At 65.9% G+C, this 22,925-nt stretch carries 19 protein-coding genes; 4 read left to right on the top strand and 15 right to left on the bottom strand.

The genetic code is table 11. The features are described 5' to 3' along the window. Positions 1 to 84: 84 nt before the first annotated feature. Positions 85 to 1,257, bottom strand: coding sequence for an ABC transporter substrate-binding protein (locus UNPF46_RS01205; RefSeq protein ID WP_100179518.1), 1,173 nt, complete (start codon positions 1,255 to 1,257; stop codon positions 85 to 87). Between the two features lie 308 nt (positions 1,258 to 1,565). On the opposite strand from UNPF46_RS01205, the gene UNPF46_RS01200 reads away from it, so the two are divergent. Next, positions 1,566 to 2,828, top strand: a complete 1,263-nt coding sequence (locus tag UNPF46_RS01200) for an NAD(P)/FAD-dependent oxidoreductase (protein WP_181769723.1) — start codon at positions 1,566 to 1,568, stop codon at positions 2,826 to 2,828. 208 nt (positions 2,829 to 3,036) lie between these two features. Here UNPF46_RS01200 and UNPF46_RS01195 read toward each other — a convergent pair whose 3' ends face one another. From UNPF46_RS01195 to UNPF46_RS01185, 3 genes are all read right to left on the bottom strand, one after another. Next, entirely contained in the window at positions 3,037 to 4,248 is a 1,212-nt protein-coding gene (locus UNPF46_RS01195; RefSeq protein WP_142248756.1) for an ABC transporter substrate-binding protein, read from the bottom strand. Between the two features lie 65 nt (positions 4,249 to 4,313). Further along, the gene (locus UNPF46_RS01190) at positions 4,314 to 4,637 is read right to left on the bottom strand and encodes a 2Fe-2S iron-sulfur cluster-binding protein (protein WP_142248755.1); all 324 of its coding nucleotides are present in this window, start codon (positions 4,635 to 4,637) and stop codon (positions 4,314 to 4,316) included. A gap of 12 nt (positions 4,638 to 4,649) precedes the next feature. Then, on the bottom strand, positions 4,650 to 5,870 hold the full coding sequence (locus tag UNPF46_RS01185) for a cytochrome P450 (protein ID WP_142248754.1): 1,221 nt from the start codon (positions 5,868 to 5,870) through the stop codon (positions 4,650 to 4,652). 83 nt (positions 5,871 to 5,953) lie between these two features. On the opposite strand from UNPF46_RS01185, the gene UNPF46_RS01180 reads away from it, so the two are divergent. Beyond that, complete coding sequence (locus UNPF46_RS01180; RefSeq protein WP_142248753.1) at positions 5,954 to 6,460, top strand: MarR family winged helix-turn-helix transcriptional regulator; 507 nt, start codon at positions 5,954 to 5,956, stop codon at positions 6,458 to 6,460. A 378-nt stretch (positions 6,461 to 6,838) separates the two neighbouring features. Here the strand turns inward: UNPF46_RS01180 and UNPF46_RS01175 are convergent, their stop codons facing one another. After that, on the bottom strand, positions 6,839 to 8,689 hold the full coding sequence (locus UNPF46_RS01175) for a feruloyl-CoA synthase (RefSeq protein WP_181769722.1): 1,851 nt from the start codon (positions 8,687 to 8,689) through the stop codon (positions 6,839 to 6,841). 191 nt (positions 8,690 to 8,880) lie between these two features. On the opposite strand from UNPF46_RS01175, the gene UNPF46_RS01170 reads away from it, so the two are divergent. Next, a complete protein-coding gene (locus UNPF46_RS01170) occupies positions 8,881 to 9,381 on the top strand; it encodes a MarR family winged helix-turn-helix transcriptional regulator (protein ID WP_100179524.1) in 501 nt (166 codons plus the stop codon). A gap of 192 nt (positions 9,382 to 9,573) precedes the next feature. Then, the gene (gene atzF, locus UNPF46_RS01165) at positions 9,574 to 11,382 is read left to right on the top strand and encodes an allophanate hydrolase (RefSeq protein ID WP_142248751.1); all 1,809 of its coding nucleotides are present in this window, start codon (positions 9,574 to 9,576) and stop codon (positions 11,380 to 11,382) included. 145 nt (positions 11,383 to 11,527) lie between these two features. Here atzF and UNPF46_RS01160 read toward each other — a convergent pair whose 3' ends face one another. From UNPF46_RS01160 to ugpB, 10 genes are all read right to left on the bottom strand, one after another. Further along, complete coding sequence (locus UNPF46_RS01160; RefSeq protein WP_181769721.1) at positions 11,528 to 12,250, bottom strand: GntR family transcriptional regulator; 723 nt, start codon at positions 12,248 to 12,250, stop codon at positions 11,528 to 11,530. A gap of 4 nt (positions 12,251 to 12,254) precedes the next feature. After that, a complete protein-coding gene (gene hpxZ / locus UNPF46_RS01155) occupies positions 12,255 to 12,647 on the bottom strand; it encodes an oxalurate catabolism protein HpxZ (protein ID WP_100179527.1) in 393 nt (130 codons plus the stop codon). A gap of 12 nt (positions 12,648 to 12,659) precedes the next feature. Beyond that, positions 12,660 to 14,054 (bottom strand): AtzE family amidohydrolase, encoded by a 1,395-nt coding sequence (locus UNPF46_RS01150; RefSeq protein ID WP_181769720.1) that lies wholly within the window; start codon positions 14,052 to 14,054, stop codon positions 12,660 to 12,662. A 7-nt stretch (positions 14,055 to 14,061) separates the two neighbouring features. Further along, the gene (locus tag UNPF46_RS01145) at positions 14,062 to 14,241 is read right to left on the bottom strand and encodes a DUF4089 domain-containing protein (RefSeq protein ID WP_142248749.1); all 180 of its coding nucleotides are present in this window, start codon (positions 14,239 to 14,241) and stop codon (positions 14,062 to 14,064) included. A 16-nt stretch (positions 14,242 to 14,257) separates the two neighbouring features. Further along, the gene (locus UNPF46_RS01140) at positions 14,258 to 16,033 is read right to left on the bottom strand and encodes a dipeptide ABC transporter ATP-binding protein (RefSeq protein ID WP_142248748.1); all 1,776 of its coding nucleotides are present in this window, start codon (positions 16,031 to 16,033) and stop codon (positions 14,258 to 14,260) included. Between the two features lie 277 nt (positions 16,034 to 16,310). Beyond that, the gene (locus UNPF46_RS01135) at positions 16,311 to 17,210 is read right to left on the bottom strand and encodes an ABC transporter permease (RefSeq protein WP_142248747.1); all 900 of its coding nucleotides are present in this window, start codon (positions 17,208 to 17,210) and stop codon (positions 16,311 to 16,313) included. A 9-nt stretch (positions 17,211 to 17,219) separates the two neighbouring features. Further along, entirely contained in the window at positions 17,220 to 18,233 is a 1,014-nt protein-coding gene (locus UNPF46_RS01130; protein WP_100179530.1) for an ABC transporter permease, read from the bottom strand. Between the two features lie 233 nt (positions 18,234 to 18,466). Continuing rightward, entirely contained in the window at positions 18,467 to 20,089 is a 1,623-nt protein-coding gene (locus tag UNPF46_RS01125) for an ABC transporter substrate-binding protein (RefSeq protein ID WP_142248746.1), read from the bottom strand. Positions 20,090 to 20,392: 303 nt separating this feature from the next. Continuing rightward, complete coding sequence (locus UNPF46_RS01120) at positions 20,393 to 21,334, bottom strand: aminoglycoside phosphotransferase family protein (protein ID WP_142248745.1); 942 nt, start codon at positions 21,332 to 21,334, stop codon at positions 20,393 to 20,395. A gap of 184 nt (positions 21,335 to 21,518) precedes the next feature. Next, positions 21,519 to 22,841, bottom strand: a complete 1,323-nt coding sequence (ugpB, locus tag UNPF46_RS01115) for a sn-glycerol-3-phosphate ABC transporter substrate-binding protein UgpB (protein ID WP_142248744.1) — start codon at positions 22,839 to 22,841, stop codon at positions 21,519 to 21,521. Positions 22,842 to 22,925 lie beyond the last annotated feature (84 nt).

Genomic DNA, 22,925 nt, shown 5'->3' with positions numbered 1-22,925 from the left:
AGTTGCTTCGCGGAAAGATACCCCTCATCCGGCGCTTCGCGCCACCTTCTCCCACAAGGGGAGAAGGGGCAACGTCGCTTGCGGCTACTTCATCGGGCACTTGTCGTGGAAGCGATCCTGGTCGTTCTCGACGATGGTCGCGACCGTCTTCAGCGAGAGCTGCCCTTCGCCGTCCTTGACCACGTCCTGGAGATAGAAGCTCTGCACCGGGATGTGGTTCTTGCCGTATTTGAACGCACCGCGCAGCGACTTGAAGTTGGCCTTCTCCATCTCGGCCTTCATCGCGTCCTTCTTGCTGGTGTCGCCCTTCACCGCGACCACCGCGCTGTTGATGAGCTGGGCCGCGTCATAGGATTGCGCGCCGTAATAGGTCGGACGCAGCCCAGGATATTTCTTGCGGTAGTCGGCGACGAAGCGCTTGTTCTGCTCGTTGGGGAGGTCGTTGACCCATTCCTGCGCGCCGGGCACGCCGAGTGCGTTGTCCTTCTGCAGCGGCAGCGACAGCTCGTCGACGGTGAACGCCGTGTAGAGCGGCATGGTGCTCTTGAGGCCCGCCTGCGCATATTGATTGAGGAACTGCACGCCGGCCGCGCCCGGATAGAACACGAAGATCGACTCCGCGCCCGAGGCGCGCGCCTTGGAGAGCTCGGCGGAGAAGTCGAGCTGGCTCGGCCACACCGTGTATTCCTCGCCCTTGACCTCGCCCTTGAAGGTGCTCTTCACACCCGCGAGCATGTCCTTGCCGGCCGCGTAGTTCGGGCCGATCAGGAACACGCTCTTGACGCCCTTCTGGTTCATGTAGAGGCCCATCGCGGCGGGCGTCTGGTCGTTCTGCCAGGAGGTCGAGAACACGTAAGGGCTGCACAGCTCGCCGGCGAGCTGCGACGGGCCGGCATTGGCCGAGATCAGGAAGGTCTGCGAATCCACGGCCGTCTTCAGCGAGGCCAGCAGCACGTTCGACCAGATGTAGCCGACGATGAAATCGACCTTGTCGGACTGCACCAGCTTCTCGGTCTTCTGCTTGCCGACGTCAGGCTTCTGGCCGTCGTCCTCGTAGATCACCTCGACCGGCTTGCCGTCCATCTTGCGGCCCATGTGGTCAAGCGCGAGCTCGAACGAGTTGCGCATGTCGTTGCCGATCACGGCGGTCGGGCCGCTAAAGGTCGAAACGAAACCGATCTTGATGGTGTCGCCGGCGAAAGCCGGGCTCGCCAGCACCAGCGCCGCTGCGCCCGCCAGCCAGAATGCCGTTTTCATAATCACTCCCCTCCTTATGATTGAGCCCGCAAGCGGGGTGATCGCCGCCCCGGGCCTTCTCTATTGAACGCAAAATCTGTCGAGCCGCCAATGGCTCAGCGCCTGCCCCTGCACCATATTTCGCCCCGATCGGAGATGGCAAGAAATATAATGCTACTCCTTCGGCCAAGGCCCGATCAGGCCTGCGGCGCTTTCTCGCGCCGGATCGATACGCCCCGCCTATGTCGCGATTGATGGCCTCTATTGGACCGCGACGCCCGATCCGCACTTAAATGAGGAAGAGCAGCAGCGAGATTCGAGGGCGTATCATGGCCGCACATCCCCATCGCGTCGTCATCGTCGGCGCCGGCTTCGGCGGGCTGGAGACGACTTACCGGCTTGCCGGCGCCCCGGTCGAGATCACGCTGATCGACCGCCGCAACCATCATCTGTTCCAGCCGCTGCTCTACCAGGTCGCGACCGCCTCGCTCGCCACCAGCGAGATCGCCTGGCCGATCCGCCATCTCATGCGCGACCGCCGTGAGGTGACGACGCTGTTTGCGACCGTGAGCGGCGTCGATGCCGACAGGCGCTGCGTGCAGATCGACGACGGCAGCGAGGTGCCCTACGACACGCTGGTGCTGGCGACCGGCGCGCGCCACGCCTATTTCGGCCACGACGAATGGGAGCAATGGGCGCCCGGCCTGAAGACGCTGGAGGACGCGACCACGCTGCGCCGGCACATCCTGGTGGCATTCGAGCGCGCCGAACGCGAGACCGATCCGGCCAGGCGCGCGGCGCGGCTGACCTTCGTCATCGTCGGCGCCGGCCCGACCGGCGTCGAGCTCGCCGGCACCATCGCCGAGATGGCGCATCACACCTTGCCCGCCGACTTCCGCAACATCGACACCCACAAGGCGCGCGTCGTGCTGATCGAGGCGGGACCGCGCGTGCTGGCCGGCTTTCCCGACGATCTCTCCGCCTACGCGCAGGCCTCGCTGGAAAAGATCGGCGTGGAGGTCGTGCTGGGACAGGCCGTCACCGAGATCAATCGCGAGGGCGTGGTGTTCGGCGGCAAGCTGCTCGAAGCCAAGACGCGAATCTGGGCTGCCGGCGTCCGCGCCTCACCTGCCGCCGAATGGCTGGGTGCTCCCGCCGACCGCGCCGGACGCGTGCAGGTGGAGGCCGACCTCACCATTCCAGGCCATCCCGAGATCTTTGCGATCGGCGACACCACCAGCATCAACGCCTGGAACGGCAAGCCGGTGCCCGGCATCGCGCCGGCAGCCAAGCAGCAGGGCCGCCATGTCGCCGAGACCATCAAGGCCCGCCTGCGCGGAGCCGCGACCGGCCCGTTCCGCTACAAGCACGCCGGCAGCCTCGCCCAGATCGGCAAGCGCCTGGCGGTGATCGACTTCGGCAAGGTCAAGCTGCGCGGCACCATCGCATGGTGGATCTGGGGCATCGCCCACATCTACTTCCTGATCGGCCTGCGCCATCGCCTCAGCGTCGCCTTGAGCTGGCTCTGGATCTACGCCCGAGACCAGCGCGCGGCGCGGTTGATCACGCAAGGGAGCAGCAAGGTCGTGTAGTGGCCAGCGCTGCGCGCGTTCCTCCTACCCTCCCCTGGAGGGGGAGGGTCGCTGCGCATGCAGCGAAGCGAAATGCGCAGCGGGGTGGGGTGACGGTCTCTCCGCCGGGGCGGTGCCCGTGCTGAGAGATCACCCCACCCCGCTCGCGCTTCGCGCGATCGACCCTCCCCCTCCAGGGGAGGGTAAGAGGAGACCGCGCTCTCTCTAGCTACTTCACCAATTCACACCCGCCCTCCGCCAGCGGGCGGAAGGCCTGATCCGCGGGAATCGTCGAGACCAGCTTGTAGTAGTCGTAAGGGTATTTCGACTCCTCCGGCTTCTTCACCTCGAACAAGTACATGGGGTGCACGACGCGGCCGTCCTGGCGGATGGTGGTGTCGCCGAACAGCTTGTCCTTGCCCTTGAACTTCTTCATCTCGGGCACGGCGTCCCTGGCATTGTCGCTGCCGATGGCCGCGACGGCGTTGAGGTAGGCGAGCGTCGAGGCATAGACGCCGGCCTGGTTGCCGCTCGGCATCTTGCCGTTCATGCCGGGCCGCGCGGCGAAGCGCTTGGCAAAGGCGCGGGTATCGTCGTTCATGTCCCAGTAGAAGGCTTCCATCAACTGGAGACCCTGCGCGACCTTGATGCCCATGCCGTGGACGTCGTTGATGAAGAGCAGGAAGGCGACGAGCTTCTGGCCGCTCTGCTGGATGCCGAACTCGGCGGCCTGCTTCACCGCGTTGATGGTGTCACCGCCGGCATTGGCAAGCCCGATCACCTGCGCCTTCGAGCCCTGCGCCTGCAACAGGAAGGAGGCGAAGTCGGAGGTGCCGAGCGGATGCTTGGAGGAGCCGAGCACCTTGCCGCCGTGTCCTTCGATGTATTTCTGCGCCTCTGCCTCGATGCCCTTGCCGAGCGCATAATCGACCGTGAGGAAGTACCAGTCCTTGCCGCCGCGCGACATCATGGCCGCCGCCGTGGTGTTGCCGGTCGCCCAGGTGTCGTTGACCCACTGGATGGTGTTGGGCGAGCAGGCCTTGCCGGTGAGGTCCGAGCTTGCGGTCGACGACGCCAGGAACGTCATGCGGCTGTCGCGCAGCAGCGTGTTGATGGAGAGGCCGACGGCCGAGTTCGGCACGTCGACGATGGCATCGACGCCTTCGACGTCGAGCCATTTGCGCGCGATGGCGTTGCCGACATCGGCCTTGTTCTGGTGGTCGGCGTAGACGATCTCGACCTTGATGCCCTTGCCGCCGCCGTTGAAATCCTCCGCCGCCATGCGCGCGGCTTCCACCGAGCCCATGCCGTTGGTGTCCTGGAAGATGCCGGAGATGTCGTTGAGCACGCCGATGCGCACGACATTGTCCGATATCTCCGCGCTCGCCGCGCCGGTGATCAGGCTCGTGGCCAGCGCAAGCGTCCACTTCAAGTGCTTCATCATTCCCTCCCCTGTTTGTTGGTTGCCGGTCGTCGCCGGCGCATCGAAATTCAGACGTCTTCAGATCAGACCTGCCGCTCCGGCAGTCTCACGACGAGCCCATCGAGTTCGGGCGTGATATTGATCTGGCAGGACAGCCGGCTGTTCGGCCGCCGCTCGGCCGCGGTGCCGTCGAGCAGCGCGTCCTCGTCGCCGGCCATGGCGGCCAGCCGCGCGAGCCAGCTCTCGTCGACATAAACGTGGCAGGTCGCGCACATGGCGTTGCCGCCGCACTCGGCCAAAATGCCGTCGAGGCCGTGCCGGGTCGCGGCCTGCATGACGCTCTCGCCGCCTGAGGTCTCGACGCGCTCGGACTTGCCGTCGGGATGAATGAAGGTGATGGCAGGCATCGAAGCTCCTCGTCAGGCCGGGGTGATGGTCACGGGCAGGCTGTCGAGCCCGCGCAGCGTGTTGTTGAAGCGGCGCTTCGGCTCGCCCGTGATCTCGATCTTCGCGATCCGGCGCGCCAGCGCGGTGAGCATCACCTCGCCTTCGAGGCGCGCGACGAGCTGGCCGACGCACATGTGGATGCCCGAGCCGAAGCCGACATGGCCGGAGGTCCGCCGGGTGATGTCGTAGCTGTCGGGCTGGTCCCAGCGCCGCGGATCGCGGTTGGCGGCGGCGAGGAACATCAGCACCTTCTCGCCTTCGCCGATCGTCGCGCCTGAGAGTTCGACCTCGCGCGTGGTGGTGCGGAAGAAGGTCTGCACCGGGCTTTCGAACCGCACGGCCTCCTCGAAAGCATTGCGCGCCAGCGTCAGATCATCGCGCAGCCGCTGCCACTGGTCGGGGAAGCGCGCGAGGCAATAGACCGCGGCACCGATGCCGTTGACTGTCGTGTCGAGACCGGCCGACAGCAGCGAGCGCACCAGCAGCGGCGCTTCGGTGGCCGTGATGGCGCCCTCGTCGGCCTGCGCATGAATGCAGGCCCCGAAGCCACCGGGCGCGAGATTGTCGCGCTGGCACTGTTCGGCGACATAGGCCTGATGCGGCGCAGAGCGCGCGATCGCCTGCTGGCGTAGCTCGTTCGGCGGACCGAACGCGTTGAACACGACGCTGGCATAGGGAATGAGATGCTCGCGTCCCTCCGGCTTCAGGCCCAGCGCATCCGGAAAGATCGAGAGCGGATAGGCCTCCGCAAGATCGGTGATCGCATCGAAGCTGCGCTTGTCCAGCAGCGCGTCGACCCGCTCCTCGGCCGCCGCCGCAAAGCGGTCGCGGACCTGTTTCATCACGGTCGGCGACAGCACTTTCGACAGCACGGCGCGGGTGCGGGTGTGCGCGGGCGGATCGGCCTCCAGGATCAGGCTCGGCGGCCGCCACGGCGTCTCCTTCTTGAAGTCGGACAGGCCGACACCGCGGCTGGAGCAGAAGGTGACGGGATCGTTCAGGACGGCATGGACCTCGGCATAGCGCGCCACGCCGTAGACGTTCCACTTGTCGAGATAGACCACCGGCCCCGCCTCCCGCAGCCGCTGATGCGCCGGATAGGGATCGGCAAAGAAGGTCATGTCGAAGGGATCGACATCGAGATGCGGAACGGACGCAGGATCCGTCGATGCCGGAGTGCCGGATACGGTCATGGGAGACCTCCCTCATTTTGATCTTGTGAAAGGACGGCGCATGCCCTTAGGTCTTTCGGCCCGCCGCGAGTCAGAACCCCGCCATGCCGCCGTCCTTGACCAGATCCCGCCACAAGCCTGCGCCCAATGATGCGGGGCCGACGCTCGATCTCGACCGTTACGTCCCGGCGTTCGTCACCTTCATCGCCAACAAGCTCTCGAACAGCGCGACCGCGTTCTATCAGCGGGAGTTCGGCGTCAACGTCACGGAATGGCGGATCATGTCGCTGCTGGCGATCGAGCCGGGCATTCCGGCTTCGCGCATCTGCCACGTCATCGGCTTCGACAAGGGGCCGGTGAGCCGGACGCTGGCGGGGCTGGAGAAGCGCGGACTGGTCTCGATCCGCACCGATCCCAATGACGGCCGCACCCATTCGATCGCGCTGACGGCGAAGGGCCGCGCCACCCATGACAAGGTGATCGTCGCAGCGCTCGAGCGCGAGCGGCGGCTGCTGTCGTGCCTCGACAAGAACGAGCGCGAGTTGCTGATCGACCTGCTCCGCCGGCTGCACGAGAATCTCGGCGCGGTCACCGGCGGCACGGAAGCCTGACGGGGCGCGCGTCTGGCGCGCCCCTCCGTCACGTCCGGGCATGCGCCAGCGTTTGCCGGCGGCACCATGTGGGCCGAGCATTGTTTCCTCCAGGATCGGACGCGGCGGTTTCCCCGCCGTCATCGCTTCCCGGAACGGTTCGCACAAATTAGTTGCTTAGGCAACAAAAGAATCAGAAATATATTGCGGCAGGATGACTGGCGTGGTTGAGCGCTACGCTCTCGTGTCCCGGACGCGCTGCAGCGTGAAACGCTGCTGCGCCGAGCCGGGACCCATGCGACTCCGCGCACGACGAGAGATGGGCCCCGGCTCAGCAGCGCATCACTGCGTGCTGCGCCGCGTCCGGGGCACGGGAGCAACGCGTGCGATCCTTTGCAGTTACACCCCGATCCACTCCGACGACGCGCCATCGTTCAATCGCGCCACCGCATCCGCACGCCGCGTCAGCACGGCGCGCTGGTTGATGTAGCCCTTGTCGGTGATCTCGCCGCCGTCGACCGAGGGCGGCTCGGCAAGCAGCAGCGCGCGGGTGGCGTGGCCGGAGGAGTGAGGGCCCTGCTGCTTCAGTTTCGCGAGCCCTTGCGCGATGGCGGTCCTGACCTTGTCGCGCGCGAGCACCTCGGTCACATCGGCCGTATCGCCCAGGCCGGCATGCGCACGGCAAGCCGCGATGTTCGGGAACACCAGGAAGCGCACCTCGTCGCCGCCGTGACCGGCGACGACGATATCCTGCGCCAGCGGTGCGAGCGCGGCGATGCCGGCGACGCGCAGCGTGCCGACGCTGACCCAGGTGCCGGAATTGAGCTTGAAGTCTTCCGCGACACGGCCGTCGAAGAACAGGCCGCGCTCCGGCCGCTCGCGATCAGCAAGCTTCACCGCATCGCCGATGAGATAAAACCCCTCTTCGTCGAAGGCCTGCCGGGTCAGCTCGGGCGCCTTCCAATAGCCCGGCGTGACGTTGGGACCGCGCACGCGCACCTCGAGCTTGTCGCCTGACGTGACCAGCTTCAACTCGGTGCCCGGAATCGGCACGCCGATATTGCCGGAGCGCTCGGCAAGGAAGTGGCAGTCGGTCGCAAGCGGCGAAGTCTCGGTCGAGCCCCAGGCCGAGACCATCGGCAGCGCGCGGCCGACCGTTTTGAGCGAGAGCTCTTCGAGCGCGTCCCACAGGTTCTGCGGCAGCGCGGCGCCGGCATAGAAGGCGAACTTCACCTCGCTGAAGAAGCGGCGGCAGAGCTCCTCGTCGCCGCGCAGCGCCGCGATCAGCATGTCGAGGCCGCGCGGCACGTTGAAATAGACCGTCGGCATCACGCTTTTCAAATTGGCGAGCGAGGTCGCAAACAGCCCGGGCGCGGGCTTGCCGCCGTCGATATAGAGCGAGCCGCCGTTGCGCAGCACGAGATTGAAATTGTGGTTGGCGCCGAAAGTGTGGCTCCAGGGCAGCCAGTCGAGAATGACGAGATCGCCGCGTCCCGGCTGCAGGAAGGTCCAGGTCTGCGCCTTGGCCTGCTGGCTCGAGGTCAGCATGCGCTGGGTGTTGATGACGGCTTTCGGCGTGCCGGTCGAGCCCGACGTGAACAGGAATTTGGCGATCGTGTCGGGCGTCACCGCGGCGAAAGCCGCCGTGACCTCGGCGCTCTCCGGCGTCGCCGCGACCTCGCGGAAGGCGAGCGCGCCGGCATCACCCTCCTTGCCGCTGATGAGCTGCGCGCTGTGCAGCGGTTCGATGGCTGCCAGCGCGGCCGCGAACGGCCCGGTCGCGGAGACATAGATCGCGCCGGGATCGAGCAGCGTGATCATGCTCTTGAGCTTCTCGAAATCCCTCGACATCAGCGAATAGGCCGGCGAGATCGCGGCCGAGGGCACGCCGACATGCTGGGCGGCCAGCGCGAGCAGCGCGTGATCGACGCTGTTGTCGGAGAGGATCGCGAGCGGGCGTTCCGCGCTGAGGCCCTGCGCCAGAATCCAGGACGCTGCCGCACGCACCTGGCGCAGCGCCTTTGCGTAGGTGACCGTGGTCCAGGGCGCATCGATATGGCCCCGCTCCGCAAGGAAGATCGCATCGGGCGTCTGCCGGGCGAAATGCTCCAGCCAATCGCCGACGCAGCGCGCGCTGCTACCTAGCGGTTCGGGCGAGCGCAGCAAGATGCTGCCGTCGGCGCGGCGCTCTGCGACGGTCCGTGGCGTTGCGAACAGGCCTGCCACGTCACCGCGTGGGGCGACAGTCATGTGTTTCCTCCCTCCGCCCGGATCCGGGACCGGCCGCAGCCTCGTTCCGAGCTGCCTTGGCCATAATGTTGGGCAGGACAATTGTTGTCGTCAACAACAATCTTTCCTTCATGACCGCCGAGCGCTAGGCTCTTCTTCCGCTCCCCGCGCGCGGGGAGCGGCGAAGCGGACCTTGCAGGGAGAGAAAGTCGGTGAGAACGACGTCGCGCGAGACCGGGGATTCCTCACGCAAACGCGCGGGCAACGGCGCGGCGGTCCGCGACGTCGCCGACGACATCGGCCTCGACGCGCTGGTCGGTCACGCCGGCTATGCGGTGCGGCGCTTCCAGATCTGGATCTTCCAGGACTTCATCAAGACGCTTGGCGCGGTGGACATCCGGCCGACGCAATATTCGGTGCTGACGGTGATCGGCGCCAATCCGGGCCTGTCGCAGATGGCGGTGGCCAAGCGCCTCGGCATCGAGCGCGCCCGGCTGGTGCATCTGCTCGACAGCCTCGAGCAGCGCAAATATGTGAAGCGGGTCAAGTCGAAGGCCGATCGGCGCTCCCACGCGCTGCATCTCACCGCACATGGCGAGACGGCGCTGGCGAAATTCAAGCGGCTCGCCGCCGAGCACGAGCGGCATGTCGAGGACAAGATCGGCAAGGAAAACCGGGAGCAGCTGCTGCGGATCCTTGCCGGCTTCACCTGATCCGGACCGCCCAATATTTATGCAGATGCCCGTAACAGGGCGCTGGCACGACCACCTGACGGGTCGCCGAAATATCTCCCAACTCACTGATCCCACGATAATATCCCGGGCGACCATCCTGCCTGGATTCTGTACACAATGGCACATCGCTTGCTTCAATCCGGGTGAAGCATGGTGCCGGAGTTTTGACGCATGGGGGCTGAGCAGCCTGAAACGATCGCCGCGATTGTGGCCGCGCATCGCGCGGGCACGCTGACGCCGGCGCAGACGATCGCGCGGGCGTATCAGCGCATCCGCGATTACAACGATCCGGCCGTCTTCATCAGCCTGCGCGAGGAGAAGGATGCGGTCGCGGAGGCCGAGAAGCTCGCCGCGCGCGCGGACGCCGCCAGCCTGCCGCTCTACGGCGTGCCGGTCGCGGTGAAGGACAATATCGACGCACTGGGCTTTGCGACCACGGCGGCCTGCCCGGCCTTTTCCTATACACCGGCACACGACTCGACCGCAGTGGCGCGGCTGCGCGCCGCCGGCGCCATCATCATCGGCAAGACCAATCTCGACCAGTTCGCAACCGGCCTCGTCGGGGTGCGCTCGCCCTACGGCATCCCCCGCAATTCGATCCGCGAGGATCTCATCCCCGGCGGCTCGAGCTCCGGCTCCGCGGTCGCGGTCGGCGCGGGTCTCGTGCCGCTGTCGCTTGGCACCGACACCGCAGGCTCCGGCCGCGTGCCGGCGATGCTCAACAACATCGTCGGGCTGAAGCCTAGCCTCGGCATGATCTCGAATACGGGGCTCGTGCCGGCCTGCCGCACGCTCGACTGCATATCGGTCTTCGCGCTGACGGTGGATGATGCTGCACTCGCTTTGTCCGTGATGGCAGGGCCGGACCCGACTGACCCGTTCTCACGCGACCGGCCGCTGGGCGCGATCACGCCGCTTCCGTCAAGCTTGCGCCTCGGCGTGCCGCGCAACGGACAGCTGATCTTCTTCGGCGACAAGAAAGCGGAGACCGCCTACGCCGATGCGCTGAAGCGCTGGACCGCGCTCGGCGCAACGCTGGTCGAGTTCGACCTCGAACCGTTCTACGAGACGGCGCGGCTCCTCTATGAGGGCCCCTGGGTCGCCGAGCGTTATCTCGTGATCAAGGATCTGCTCGCGTCGGCGCCTGACGCGATTCATCCGGTGACGCGCGAGATCACCGCCGCCGGCGCACGGCTGACGGCGGCCGACACCTTCTCGGCGCTGTATCGTTTGCAGGGCCTGCGCAAGATCGCCGAGCGCACCTTTGCCGATATCGACGCGCTGGTGCTGCCGACCGCGCCGACGGCCTACACGACCGCGCAGGTGCTCGCCAATCCGATCGAGCTCAACAGCCGGCTCGGCACCTACACCAATTTCGTCAATCTGCTCGATCTCTGCGGCCTCGCTTTGCCGACCTCACTGCGCGCCGACGGCGTTCCGTTCGGCATCACGCTGCTGGCGCCCGCGGGGCGCGATGCGATGCTGGCCAGCATCGGCCGCGTTTTCCATGCGGACGCCAGGTTGAGTCTCGGCGCAAAGGGCACGGCGCAGGCGCCGCTCGCGCCGCTGACCGCAAACACGGGCGATGAGATTCCCGTTGCCGTGGTCGGCGCGCATCTGTCCGGTATGGCGCTGAACGGCGAATTGACGGCGCTGAACGGCAAGCTGATCGAGGCGACAAAGACTGCGCCGGACTACAAGCTCTATGCGCTGAAGACCACGCCGCCGAAGCCGGGCCTGCTGCGCGTCGCGACCGGCACGGGCGCCGCGATCGAGCTGGAGATCTGGTCGCTGTCGGCGGCGGCGTTCGGCAAGTTCGTGAATGCGATTCCGGCGCCGATGGCGATCGGCACGCTGCGGCTCGCGGATGGACGCAGCGTGAAGGGATTTCTGGTCGAGCCCGAAGTGCTGGGCGATGCGCGGGATATCACCGCGTTTGGGGGATGGCGGAAGTATATGACGGAAGGTGCGAAGGCGTAACCGGTCTCGTGTCCCGGGCGCAGCGCATCACGCAGTGGTGCGCTGCTGAACCGGGACCCATGGAGTTGCTGTGCGTGATGGATAGATGGGTCCCGGCTCTGCGGAGCAGCGCTGCGCGCTGCACCGCGTCCGGGACGCGGATGCATCACACCGACACCGCGTAGATCTCGTACTCCCCGCGCACCAATTCGATATGCGCGCGCATCGCAGCAGCCGCGCCCTGCTTGTCGCCCCGCATGATGGCGACGACGACGCGGTCGTGCTCGGCCTGCGATTTTGCCAACCGGCCGAGATTGCGGAACTGGGCGCGGCGGAACGGCTGCACGCGAACGCGCGTCGCCAGCGTGATCTCGGCGATATAGCCGTTCTGCGATCCTGCATAGATCGCGTTGTGGAAGCGTTCGTTGACCTCGTGAAAGCGATCGGGATTTCCGGTGTAGCTCAGCACCCGCAGCTCTTCGTGGATCGCCTCCAGGCCGTGACGCTCGGCGGCCGACATGCGCTCGGCTGCAAGGCCGGCGCACAGCGCCTCCAGCTCCGCCATCGCCTCGAACATGCCTGTCAGCCGTTCGAACGAGGGCTGCGCCACCACCGCGCCACGATGGGCACGCGCCTCGACGAGGCCGCTGGCGACCAGCTGACGCAACGCCTCGCGCACCGGCGTCCGCGAGACGCTGAAGCGGCGCGCGATGTCGGTCTCGTCCAGGGGCGAGCCGGGCGCGAGGGCGCCGCGCACGATCTCGTCGGCGAGCTGCAGGCGCAGCTCCTCGGCGCGCGTGACCTTCTGCACTGATGGCGAGGCACGGTCGACGCGGGGCACCACCGGCTCGGCCGGCAACGCTCCGGGCGGAAAGTCGTCAAGCGTCATACGGTCAGGTCTCTTTCGGCTCGTCGATGATGCTGACATGGGCGGCGACCACACGCCAGCCCTCGGGAAAGCGAATCCAGGTCTGCATCTGCCGGCCGACCTTGCCGGGCGCCGTGTCGCGATAGAACAGGGTGGAGGCCACGGCGGTGTCGCGGCCATAGCTGGAGATGACGGTCCTGGCGGTGCGGCGGTTGAGGCCGACCGGCGAGCGCGCGGCGCGGAAGCCGTTGATCGCCTCATAGCCGTAGAGGTTCTCACCAATGCCGTAGCGCAGCGTGCGGGGATCGTTGCGGAACAGCTCGCCGAGCACCGCGACGTCATTGGTGATGAGCGCCTGCTCGTAACGATCGAACGCGGCTTTGACTTCCGCGATCACCTCGGGGAGATCGATCTCCATCTCAAATTCCTCTTAAAGTCCCCTCGGGGCCGGCGCCGACACCACACCCATCTTTTCCAGGGCGTGCGCGACGCGGAGCGCGATGTCCTCGCGCCATGGCGCAGCGATGATCTGCACGCCGATCGGCAGCGGTTCGAGCGGAACCGGGACGGCGACCACCGGCAGTCCGATGAAGGAGATCGGCTGGGTGTGGATGCCAATATTGGCGCGCACCGGCAGCTCTACGCCATCGAGATTGAAATTCACCTGGCCGAGCTTCGGCGCAGTGCAGGGCGTCGCCGGCGCGATCAGCACGTCGACCGATTTGAAGATCTTGGCGAGCTCGGCGCGATACCAGCGGCGGAACTTTTGCGCGCGGTCGACCAGCGCTGCCGGCACCATGGCGCCCGCGATCAGCCGGTCGCGCACGGCCGGATCGAAATCGTTCGCCCGCTGGCGCAGGCGATCGAGATGCAGCGAAGCACCTTCGGTGGTGGAGATGACATAAGCCGCCGCGCGGGCGCGCGCGGCCTCGGGAATGTCGACCACCCTCGTTGCGCCGAGCGCCTTGGCGACGCGGCTGACGGCCTCGACGGCTTCCGGAAACACGTTCTTCTGGAAGTACCCGCCGGCGATGGCGATGCGCAGGTCCGAGACCGGATTGGCGATCAGCGGCAGCGTCGGCTCCAGCCCGCGCGTGGTGCAGGCGCTGTCCTCCGCGTCCGGGCCCTGCATTGCATCATAAGCGAGTGCGAGATCGGCGACGGAGCGCGCGAACGGACCGAGGTGGTCGAGGCTCGCGACGAACGGGAACGAGCGCGCCCGCGACAGCCTTCCATAGGTCGGCTTCAAGCCAAAAATGCCGCAGAACGAGGACGGCACTCGGATCGAGCCATTGGTGTCCGAGCCGAGCGCGATCGGCACCAGCGCGCCACCGACGGCACTGCCCGAACCGCCCGAGGAACCACCGGTCATCCGCGTGGTGTCATGCGGATTGCGCGAGGGGCCGTCATGGACGTTCTCGCCGGTGAAGTCGTAGGCGTATTCGCCCATGTTGAGCGCGCCGACCAGCACGGCGCCGGCGGCTTCCATGCGCTCGATCAGTGTTGCGTCGCGCTTTGCGGGCGCGCGATCGCGGTTGATCTTCGAGCCCGCGCGGGTCGGGAGGCCTGCGACATCGAAGAGGTTCTTCACCGCGAAGGGCACGCCGGCGAGCGGGCCGACATCCCTGCCTGCGGCGATGTCGGCATCGACGGCGCGCGCCTTGGCGCGGGCGCGCTCGGCGGTGACGTCGGTGAAGGAATTGAGGATGCCGTCGTGCTGCTTGATGCGCACGAGAGCGGCTTCGGTCGCATCGAGTGCGGACATCTTGCCGCCCGCAACCGCCTTCGCGATTTCGGCGGCCGTCATCTCTGGCTTGCTGGTCATGGCAGCATCAGGCGGTGAAGATCGGCGCCGGCTCGGTCTCGTCCGGCAGCGCGAATTCGTCGACGAGGCGGCCAAGCCGCAGCGAGACTTCGAGATTGGCGCGCACCGCGGGCCGCCAGGCCTCCTCGACCGGCAGCGCCAGCGCTTTCGATACGGCGTAGATATAGTCGTCCAGCGGTTCGGCCATCTCGCTTCTCAAACAATCAGTGCAACGGCGGATGCGGGATCGCCGTCAGCAGTTCCTTGGTGTAGTCGTCCTTGGGATCGCTGAGGACCTGCTCGGAAGAGCCCTCCTCGACGATCCGTCCCGTCCGCATCACAATGACACGATCGCACAGCAAGCGCACCACATTCAAATCATGCGAGACGAACAGATAGCTCATACCTAGCCGCGCCTTCAGGTCCTGGAGCAGGTTGAGCACCACGGCCTGCACCGAGACGTCCAGTGCCGCCGTCGGCTCGTCCAGGATGACGAGCTTGGGATGCAGCGCGATGGCGCGGGCGATGCCGACGCGGGCCTTCTGGCCGCCGGAGAGCTGATGCGGAAAACGATCCAGCAGATTGTGCGGCAGGCCGACCATGGTCGCCAGCTCCTCGCAGCGGGCGCGGAGTGCATCGCGGCCCCTGACGTCGCCGAGCTGCATGATGGGGTCGGCGATGGCGCGGGCGGCGGTGAAGCGCGGGTTGAGGCTGTCGGTCGGATCCTGGAACACCATCTGGATGCGGCTGCGCTGCGGCAGCCGGGCAAAGTTGGCAGGCGCAATGCCGCCGATGTCCTCGCCGTCGAACTGGATCAGGCCGGAGGTCTGGTCCAGGAGGCGCATCACCATCATCGACGTGGTCGATTTGCCGCAGCCGGACTCGCCGACGAGACCGACGCTCTCGCCGTGGCCGATCGAAAAGCTGATGCCGTCGACGGCGCGGAACACGTCCGGCTCCACGGGCGGCTTGCGGCCGAACAGCTTTCCGAGCGTCGCCGTGGCGCCCTGGCGGGGGTATTCCTTGACGAGCTTTTCGATGCGGAGGAGGGGCGAACTCTTCTCGTCACCCCCGGGCTTGACCCGGGGGTCCATCGCTTGAGACGAATCTTGCGAAGTGTGATGGATGGCCGGGTCAGGCCCGGCCATGACGGATGCGGATGAGGACGCGCCCTCTTCCTCCGGCAGCAGATCCCGCAAGGACACGCCGAGCCGCGGCGTCGCGCGCATCAGCTTCTTGGTGTAGGGGTGCTGCGGGTTGGCGAAGATGTCGGCCGCCTTGGCGGTCTCGACGACGCGGCCCTTCTCCATCACCACGACGCGGTCGCAATAGGCGGCCGCTAAGCCGAGATCATGCGTGATCAGGATGGTGGACATCGCCTTGCGTTTGGTCAGCTCGACGATCAGATCCATCACCGCCTTCTGCGTGGTGACGTCGAGGCCCGTGGTCGGCTCGTCCGCGATCAGCAGCTGCGGATTGCAGGCGAGCGCGAGCGCGATGACGACGCGCTGGCACATGCCGCCCGAGAGCTCGAACGGATAGGCGTGATAGCGCTCGCGCGGGCGGGCGATCTTGACCTGCTCCAGCGCCTCGATCGCCTTCTCGCCGTGATCCGAGACCATCGCCTGCTGCACATGGGTGCGCAGCACGTCCTCGATCTGGTCGCCCACTTTCCGGATCGGGTTCAGCGCGGCGCGCGGGTTCTGAAAGATCATCGAGACTTCGCGGCCGCGCAGATCGCGCATCTGGTCTTCGCTCGCCGCTTTCACGTCGATGCCGGAGAACATCACCGAACCCTCGGCGATCCGCCCCGCACGATCGAGGATGCGCATCACCGCATAGGACGTCACCGACTTGCCGGAGCCGGACTCGCCGACAATGGCGAGCGTCTCGCCCTTGGCGACGGAGATGTTGACGTGCTGCACGGCTTTGACGATGCCGCGGCGGGTGGAGAATTCGACGGTGAGATCCTGGACGTCGAGCAGTGGCTGGGCGGTCATGCGGGCCTGCCATGATGCAAAAAGTGCGAAAACAACCCCATGCACAGTAGAAAGGCTTTGGAATCGTTGGGGAATTCCGGCCGGAAATTCGCGTGTGAGGCGGCCGCCGCTCTCTCATTCCCTCCCCCCTTGTGGGGGAGGGGCAGGGAGAGGGGTGGCCCCGGGAGGGATGGGAGTGTGTGGCTACCCCCCTCCCCAACCCTCCCCCACAAGGGGGGAGGGAGCGAGGAAGTTGTGCCCTCCTCACAGCTTCGCTGCATCCAATCGAAGCCCACCATCACGTCCTCCGCTGGGGGTCGACGATGTCGCGCAGGCCGTCGCCGAGGAGGTTGAAGCAGAACACGGCGATCATCAGGGCAAGACCGGGAAACAGCGCGATCCACCATTCGCCTGAGACCATGAAGCCCGCACCTTCCGCGACCATGATGCCCCATTCGGCGGTCGGCGGGCGGACGCCGAGGCCGATGAAGGACAGGCCGGCGGCGTTGAGGATGGCGTAGCCCATGGTCAGCGACATCTGCACGATCATGATCGGCATGATGTTCGGCAGGATGTGCACCAGCAGGATGCGGAATTCGCCGTTGCCCGAGAGGCGCGCGGCCTGCACGAAGCCGGCGTTGCGGCGCACATTCGCCTCGGCGCGGGCGACGCGGGCGTAGAGCGGGAAATTCACGATGGCGGTGGCGAGGATGATGTTCTGCACGGTGTTGCCGAGCGCGGCAACGATGCCCATGGCGAGCACGAACAGCGGGAAGGCCATGATGGTGTCGGCGATGCGGCCGACGATGCGATCGGTCCAGCCGCCGAAATAGCCGGCCGCGATGCCGGCGAGCCCGCCCATCAGGAACACCAGCGCGACGGATGCGACCGCGATGAATGTGTCGAGCCGCGTCGCCACGATGACGCGGCTGAAGATGTCGCGCCCGAGCTGGTCGGTGCCGAACCAGTGCGCCGCCGACGGCGGTTTCAGCGCAGCAGCTGTATCCGAGGCGAGCGGATCGTAGGGCACGACGTAGGGGCCGAAGATCGCGGCGGCGAGGATCAGAATCAGAAGCGCGAAGGCGAAGCCGGTGACCTTGTTCTCGCTCAGGACGTAGCGGGTTTGTTCAAGGACAGCCGACAGCCCGGAGGTACGCGCGGGGCCGGCGGGTTCAACAGCAGGCGCAACGGAGCTCATTGTGTCCCCCTAGCCTTCAAGTCTGACGCGCGGATCGATCACGCCATAGAGAATGTCGATGATCAGATTGAGCAGCACGTACATCACCGCCATGGTGAGCACGAAACCCTGCACCGGCGCGAAATCCGACGAGATCAGCGCTTCCACCGCATAGGAGCCGATGCCGGGCCAGGCGAAGACTTTTTCCACCAGCACGTTGGCGCCCAGAAGGAACGAGAACACCATGCTCAGCGTGGTGATGACGGGCAGCATCGCATTACGAAACGCGTAGGTGACGATGACAGTCGTCGGTGACAGGCCGCTGGCGCGCGCGGTGCGGACGAATTCGGAGGCCAGCACCGCCAGCATCGAGGCCCGGGTCATGCGCGCGATCGGCGCCAGCGAGAAGATCGCCAGCGTCGTCGCCGGCAGGATAAGCTGACTCAGCGCCGAGCGGAACGCCTCGAAGTCGCGGGCGATCAAGGTGTCGATCAGATAGAAGCCGGTGACGGTCGGCGGCGCGCTGTAGAACACGTCGAGACGTCCGAGCGGCGCAGGCGACCAGCCCAGACGGAAATAGAAGATATAGACCAGCACGAGGCCGGTGAAGAACACCGGCAGCGAGACGCCCGCCGTCGTCGTGACACGACATAAATGATCGACCCATGAGCCCGGTCGCGTCGCCGCGAGCACGCCGAGCGGAATGGCGATGACGACGGAGACGATGAGGCCGAGCAATGTCAGCTCAGCGGACGCCGGCAGGCGGTTGCGGATTTCGGCGGCGACCGGCTGGCCTGTCGTGAGCGAGTTGCCGAAGTCGCCGTGGGCGAGATCGTTGGTGTAGCGGAAGAACTGCTCGATCAGCGGCTTGTCGAGGCCGAGCTTCTTGCGGATCTGCTCGACGGCTTCCTTGGTCGCGGCGGGACCGGCGAAATAGGCGGCGGGATCGCCCGGCAGCGCGCGCGTCAGCAGGAAGGTGACGATGACGACCCCGATCAGCGAGGGAATCGCGAACATCAGGCGCTTGCCGATCATGGTCAGCATGATGCGTTCCCCGTCGTGAAAAAGACTCTCTCGGCCCACGCAGCTATGTTCCCTCCCCCCTTGTGGGGGAGGGCTAGGGAGGGGGGGGCCCCCGGGAGAGGTCGGAGTTCGTGGCTACCCCCCTCCCTGCCCCTCCCCCACAAGGGGGGAGGGAATGAGAAAGCTGGGTTCACCTCACTCAAATGTACGCAGTCAACCGATGCCGATGCGTCGCCGACCATCAGCATCACGCCTCACCCCTTCACCAGCGCGCGGTAGTCCAGCCGGCGGTGGAACCAGTACTGATAGCCGCTGATGTTCTTCTGCATCGCGACGTTGACGAAGGGCTGGTACAGCGGGATGCGCGGGATGTCGGTGAAGGCGAGGTCGACGAAGCCCTTGACGTCCTTGTCGTAGGTGGCGGTGTCGCCGCTTGCTGCCGCGGTGCGCGCGCCATCGATCAGCTTGTCCATCTCCGCCGACTTGTAGCTCATGGTGTTGAAGACGGAATTGTTGCCGTGATAGCACCAGTAGAAGAAGTACTCGGGGTAATCGAGCCAGCCCGAGAACACGTTGGTGAAGAGCGGCATCTCCTTCTTGTTCAACTCGGTGCGCCAGTTGGCGCCGGGCACCTTGTTGATGGTGGTCTTGATGCCGATCTGCGCGAGGCTCTCCTGCACCAGCACGCAGAGCGGCTCGTTGACGCCGGCGAAATTCAGGTCGAACGAGATCGTGGTCTCGAAGCCGCCTGCCATGCCCGCTTCGGCCATCAACGCCTTCGCCTTCTCGATGTCGGTGTTGTATTTGTGCGGTTGCGGCCAGGCGACTTCGGTCGGCTTGTCCTTCGCCGCGCCGAACATCGGATTGGCGAGCCCGAACATCACGGCGTCCATGATCTTCTGATAGGGCAGCGCATAGGCGACCGCCTGACGGACCTTCGGATTGTCGAAGGGCGGCTTGGTCACGTTCATGCCGATATACTGGATGCCGTTGGAGAACGGCAGCGACACCACGTTGAGCTTGCCGTTCGCCTTCATCTCCTGGAAGTCCTTGTTGGGCAGCTCGTAGGAGATATCGGCATCGCCGCGCTCCAAGAGCGCGCGGCGGTTGCCCGCCTGCGGCACCATGCGCCAGATCACGCGCTTGATCTTCGGCAGCGGACCGCAGACCCAATCGTCGTTGCGCTCCATGATCACTTCGGTGCCGGCGGTCCATTTCGTCACCTTGTAGGCGCCGGAGCCCGCGGTCTGTTGCTTGGTGAATTCGAGGCCCCAGGGATCCTTCTCGCTGGCGTTCTTCTTCACCAGCTCGGAATTGACGATGCAGGGCACGATCACCGCGAGATCGGGGATCGTGAGCCTGTCCTTCTTCAGGAAGTCGACACGCACGGTGTGGTCGTCGATCACGACGAACTGCTCCGGCTTGGTCAGCGAGCCCGCGCTCATCTGGAAGGTCGGGAAGCCGCCGACGCTGACGGCGCGGTCCAGCGACCATTTGACGTCCTTCGCGGTAACAGGCGTGCCGTCGTGGAATTTGGCGTTCTTGCGCAGCTTGAAGGTGACCGACATGTCGTCGATCTTGAACTCCTCGGCGAGCTCGCCCTTGAACTTGTCGCGGTCGTAATAGGGCACGCCGCCGGGGCCGCTCTTCATCTCGTGGCTGATCAGGCGGTCGTAGCAATTCCAGGACACTTCATAGCCGGGCACGTTGGTGCCGACGCCGTGGATGTCGAGATTGTTGGGGCCGCCCTCCGAGACGATCAGCAGCGTCTCCGAGCGGGCATCGGCATAGGCCGAGGAGATCACCTGTGGCATCGCCGGAAGCGCCGCTCCGGCGGCCAATCCCGAAACGGACTTGAGGAAATCGCGGCGCTTCATGGCAATGCTCCAACGCAAAGGTTTTTGGTTGGAACCGGATTCGCAAGGTTCGTGCCAGAGCTTAACGGCGGTTTACGACCGAGGTACTAGGCTGAAATTGCTATGAAAATCTTGATTTTGGCGGGTCCGGGGCGCGCATCGAGTTCGGGGGTATTGCATACAAAGGTGCAGATTTGCTCATTTAATAAGCTTCATTTGATGGGCGCCCTTCCAACAAGCACCACCGTCATTCCGGGGCGATGCGTACCAAAGTTCGATGCTGCGCGGCGCCCCGGAATGACGAAGAGAGGCTGAGCGCGCCGCTCACCCCGCCCAGATCAGGTCCTGCAACTCGACCAGATCGTTCGCTTGGTCCTGCCAGCCATCGATGCAGACGTGCGCGTTGAGATCGCTGGCGCGGTGCAGCAGCATCAGGGCCATCAGGCGGCGCTTGAGCGCGAAGTCCGGCTTCGCATAGCCGAAGCCTTCGAGCAGGCTCTTCACCCGGCCCGGCCGGCCTGCCGCCATGAAGGCACTTGGCCCGAGCAAATCGTAGTCGCGCCAACCCGCCAACACGTCGCCGAAGTCGAACAGGCCGGCGAGCGACCATTGGCCGTCATCGCAGGCGAGCAGGAAGTTCTCCGGAATGTATTCGCCGATCAGGATCACCGGCGGCGCATCCATCGGGATGAGTTCTTGCGCATCGCGCAGGAGATCGTCGAGGCCGGCGAGAAATTTTGGCGCGAGACCGAGGCGCGTGTGCCGTGCGCGGCAGCCCTGCATCTGCTGGCGTATGAACGCATCCCAGCGCGGCTCGATGGCGGCGAGCGGACCCAGCGGGGCGCGCTGGACGCTGGTGATGGTCTCGCCGATCTGGCGCAGCAGACGCTCCTTCTGGTCCTCCGGCAGCTGCGGCCAGACCTCCGAGCCGAGCGTGCCTGTGAGACGTGTGATGACGAGATAGGGCCAGCCGTCGCGCGTCCCTTCCGCGGCGATCTCGGGGATCGGCAGATGCAGGCGGCCTTTGAGCTGCGTCAGCGAGCCGCGCTCGGAGACGAATTGCGCGCGCAGCAGTGGCGGAAAGATCTTCAGGATCAGGTTCTCGCCGAGGCCGACGACGAGATTGGTGCCGGTCGCAAACACGTGCGGAGCGCCGGTGTCGAGGCCGTGGCTACGCGCGATATCGAGGGCGATCGGCAGCCATCGCGACGGATCGGAGCGAAAGGCGCGGAAGCTATTGGCGTCGGTGAAGTCGGGGAGTTTCATCGGGTTTGCGTTCTGGAAAGTGTATCCTTGCGGCCATCCTTCGAGACGCCCGCTTTGCGGGCTCCTCAGGATGAGGAGCTGATTGCGCAGCGGCATTGACAGGCACCGGCGCTGCTGAGCCTCATCCTGAGGAGCCCGCCTAAAGCGGGCGTCTCGAAGAACGAGGCGCGCGCTCCGACCACCCCTACCGCTCCGGACTTGCGCGCTCGAACTGGCGCAGCAGCTTGTTGCCGCGCTCGACGGCGGAATCGAGCGCGGCTTGCGCGCTCTTCTGCCCCGCAAAGGCCTGCTCCAGCTCGTCCTCGATCGCGCCGCGGATCAGGACGAAGGAGCCGAGCCTGATGCCCTTGGAATTCTCCGTCGGCGGATGCAGCGTGATCTCCTCGAACGAGATCGCCGAACCCGGATTGCGCTCGTAAAAGCCTTGCGCGCGGGTCAGCTCGGAGGCGGCGCGGGTGATCGGCAGATAGCCGGTGTTCTGGTGCCAGGCGGCCTGCACGCCGGGCTGCGACAGATAGGCGAAGAAGCGCGCCACGCCCTTGTATTCCTCGCGCGGCCGGTCGCGCAGCACCCACAACGTGGCGCCGCCGATGATCGAGTTCTGCGGCGCGTCCTTCACGTCGGGCCAGTACGGCATCATGCCGTAGCCGATCTCGAATTTCGAATTCGCCCTGATATCGGCGCGCGTCGCCGAGGAGCCGATGAAGATGCCGCATTCGCCGCTCTGGAAGCGCGGCTCGGCCGACTGGCCGCGACCGCCATAGTCGAACAGTTTTGTCTTTTGCCATTCGGCGAGCTGGGCGACGTGACGCACGAGGGTGGGATTGTTGATGGTCAATTCCGCGTCGAGGCCGCCAAAACCATTCGCGCGCGTGGCCAGCGGAAGATTGTGAAACGCCGAGAAATTCTCGACATGGATCCAGGACGGCCAGGACGTGGTGAAGCCGCAGGCCGCGCCGCGGTCGCGCAGGCGCTTTGCGGCCGCGCCGAGCTCGGGCCAGGTCTTCGGCGGCGCCTCCGGATCGAGGCCGGCGTCGCGGAACATGGTCTTGTTGTAATAGAGAATCGGCGTCGAGGAATTGAACGGGAACGACAACAGATTGCCGGCCGCGTCGGTGTAATAGCCGGAGACCGCCGGCAAATAGTCGGTCAGCGAGAACGGCTCGCCCTGGTCCCGCATCAGGCTGAACACCGGATAGATCGCGCCCTTGGCCGCGGTCATGGTGGCGGTGGCGACCTCGTTGACCTGGACGATCGCAGGCTGGCTGCGCGAGCGGAAGGCGAAGATCGCGGCGGTCACCGTCTCGGTGTAATTGCCCTTGTAGGCCGGCACGATGCGGTAATCGGACTGCGAGGCGTTGAAGTCGGCCGCGAGCTTCTCGAGCTGCTTGCCGAGCTCGCCGGACATGGCGTGCCACCACGCGATGTCGGTGGCGGCGCGGACTTCACAGCCCCATGCGAGGGCCGTTGAGACGACGACGACCTGCAAGAGGCGCAATGCTGACATCACGATGGCTCTTCCCGTGTCGCGCGACAAAAGGCGACCGCGCCCTGCTTAAGGCGCGGCATCTGCGGTTTCAACCGGGAATGC

The organism is Bradyrhizobium sp. UNPF46, assembly GCF_006658625.1.
Taxonomy (GTDB): domain Bacteria; phylum Pseudomonadota; class Alphaproteobacteria; order Rhizobiales; family Xanthobacteraceae; genus Bradyrhizobium; species Bradyrhizobium nitroreducens.
This window is presented reverse-complemented; position numbering and strand designations above follow the sequence as displayed.

Bases quoted from the DNA above. Each gene is read 5' to 3' on its own strand.
- UNPF46_RS01205 (WP_100179518.1), bottom strand. From the start codon at position 1,257: ATGAAAACGGCATTCTGGCTGGCGGGCGCAGCGGCGCTGGTGCTGGCG.
- UNPF46_RS01200 (WP_181769723.1), top strand. From the start codon at position 1,566: ATGGCCGCACATCCCCATCGCGTCGTCATCGTCGGCGCCGGCTTCGGC.
- UNPF46_RS01195 (WP_142248756.1), bottom strand. From the start codon at position 4,248: ATGAAGCACTTGAAGTGGACGCTTGCGCTGGCCACGAGCCTGATCACC.
- UNPF46_RS01190 (WP_142248755.1), bottom strand. From the start codon at position 4,637: ATGCCTGCCATCACCTTCATTCATCCCGACGGCAAGTCCGAGCGCGTC.
- UNPF46_RS01185 (WP_142248754.1), bottom strand. From the start codon at position 5,870: ATGACCGTATCCGGCACTCCGGCATCGACGGATCCTGCGTCCGTTCCG.
- UNPF46_RS01180 (WP_142248753.1), top strand. From the start codon at position 5,954: ATGCCGCCGTCCTTGACCAGATCCCGCCACAAGCCTGCGCCCAATGAT.
- UNPF46_RS01175 (WP_181769722.1), bottom strand. From the start codon at position 8,689: ATGACTGTCGCCCCACGCGGTGACGTGGCAGGCCTGTTCGCAACGCCA.
- atzF (WP_142248751.1), top strand. From the start codon at position 9,574: ATGGGGGCTGAGCAGCCTGAAACGATCGCCGCGATTGTGGCCGCGCAT.
- UNPF46_RS01160 (WP_181769721.1), bottom strand. From the start codon at position 12,250: ATGACGCTTGACGACTTTCCGCCCGGAGCGTTGCCGGCCGAGCCGGTG.
- hpxZ (WP_100179527.1), bottom strand. From the start codon at position 12,647: ATGGAGATCGATCTCCCCGAGGTGATCGCGGAAGTCAAAGCCGCGTTC.
- UNPF46_RS01150 (WP_181769720.1), bottom strand. From the start codon at position 14,054: ATGACCAGCAAGCCAGAGATGACGGCCGCCGAAATCGCGAAGGCGGTT.
- UNPF46_RS01145 (WP_142248749.1), bottom strand. From the start codon at position 14,241: ATGGCCGAACCGCTGGACGACTATATCTACGCCGTATCGAAAGCGCTG.
- UNPF46_RS01140 (WP_142248748.1), bottom strand. From the start codon at position 16,033: ATGACCGCCCAGCCACTGCTCGACGTCCAGGATCTCACCGTCGAATTC.
- UNPF46_RS01135 (WP_142248747.1), bottom strand. From the start codon at position 17,210: ATGAGCTCCGTTGCGCCTGCTGTTGAACCCGCCGGCCCCGCGCGTACC.
- UNPF46_RS01130 (WP_100179530.1), bottom strand. From the start codon at position 18,233: ATGCTGACCATGATCGGCAAGCGCCTGATGTTCGCGATTCCCTCGCTG.
- UNPF46_RS01125 (WP_142248746.1), bottom strand. From the start codon at position 20,089: ATGAAGCGCCGCGATTTCCTCAAGTCCGTTTCGGGATTGGCCGCCGGA.
- UNPF46_RS01120 (WP_142248745.1), bottom strand. From the start codon at position 21,334: ATGAAACTCCCCGACTTCACCGACGCCAATAGCTTCCGCGCCTTTCGC.
- ugpB (WP_142248744.1), bottom strand. From the start codon at position 22,841: ATGTCAGCATTGCGCCTCTTGCAGGTCGTCGTCGTCTCAACGGCCCTC.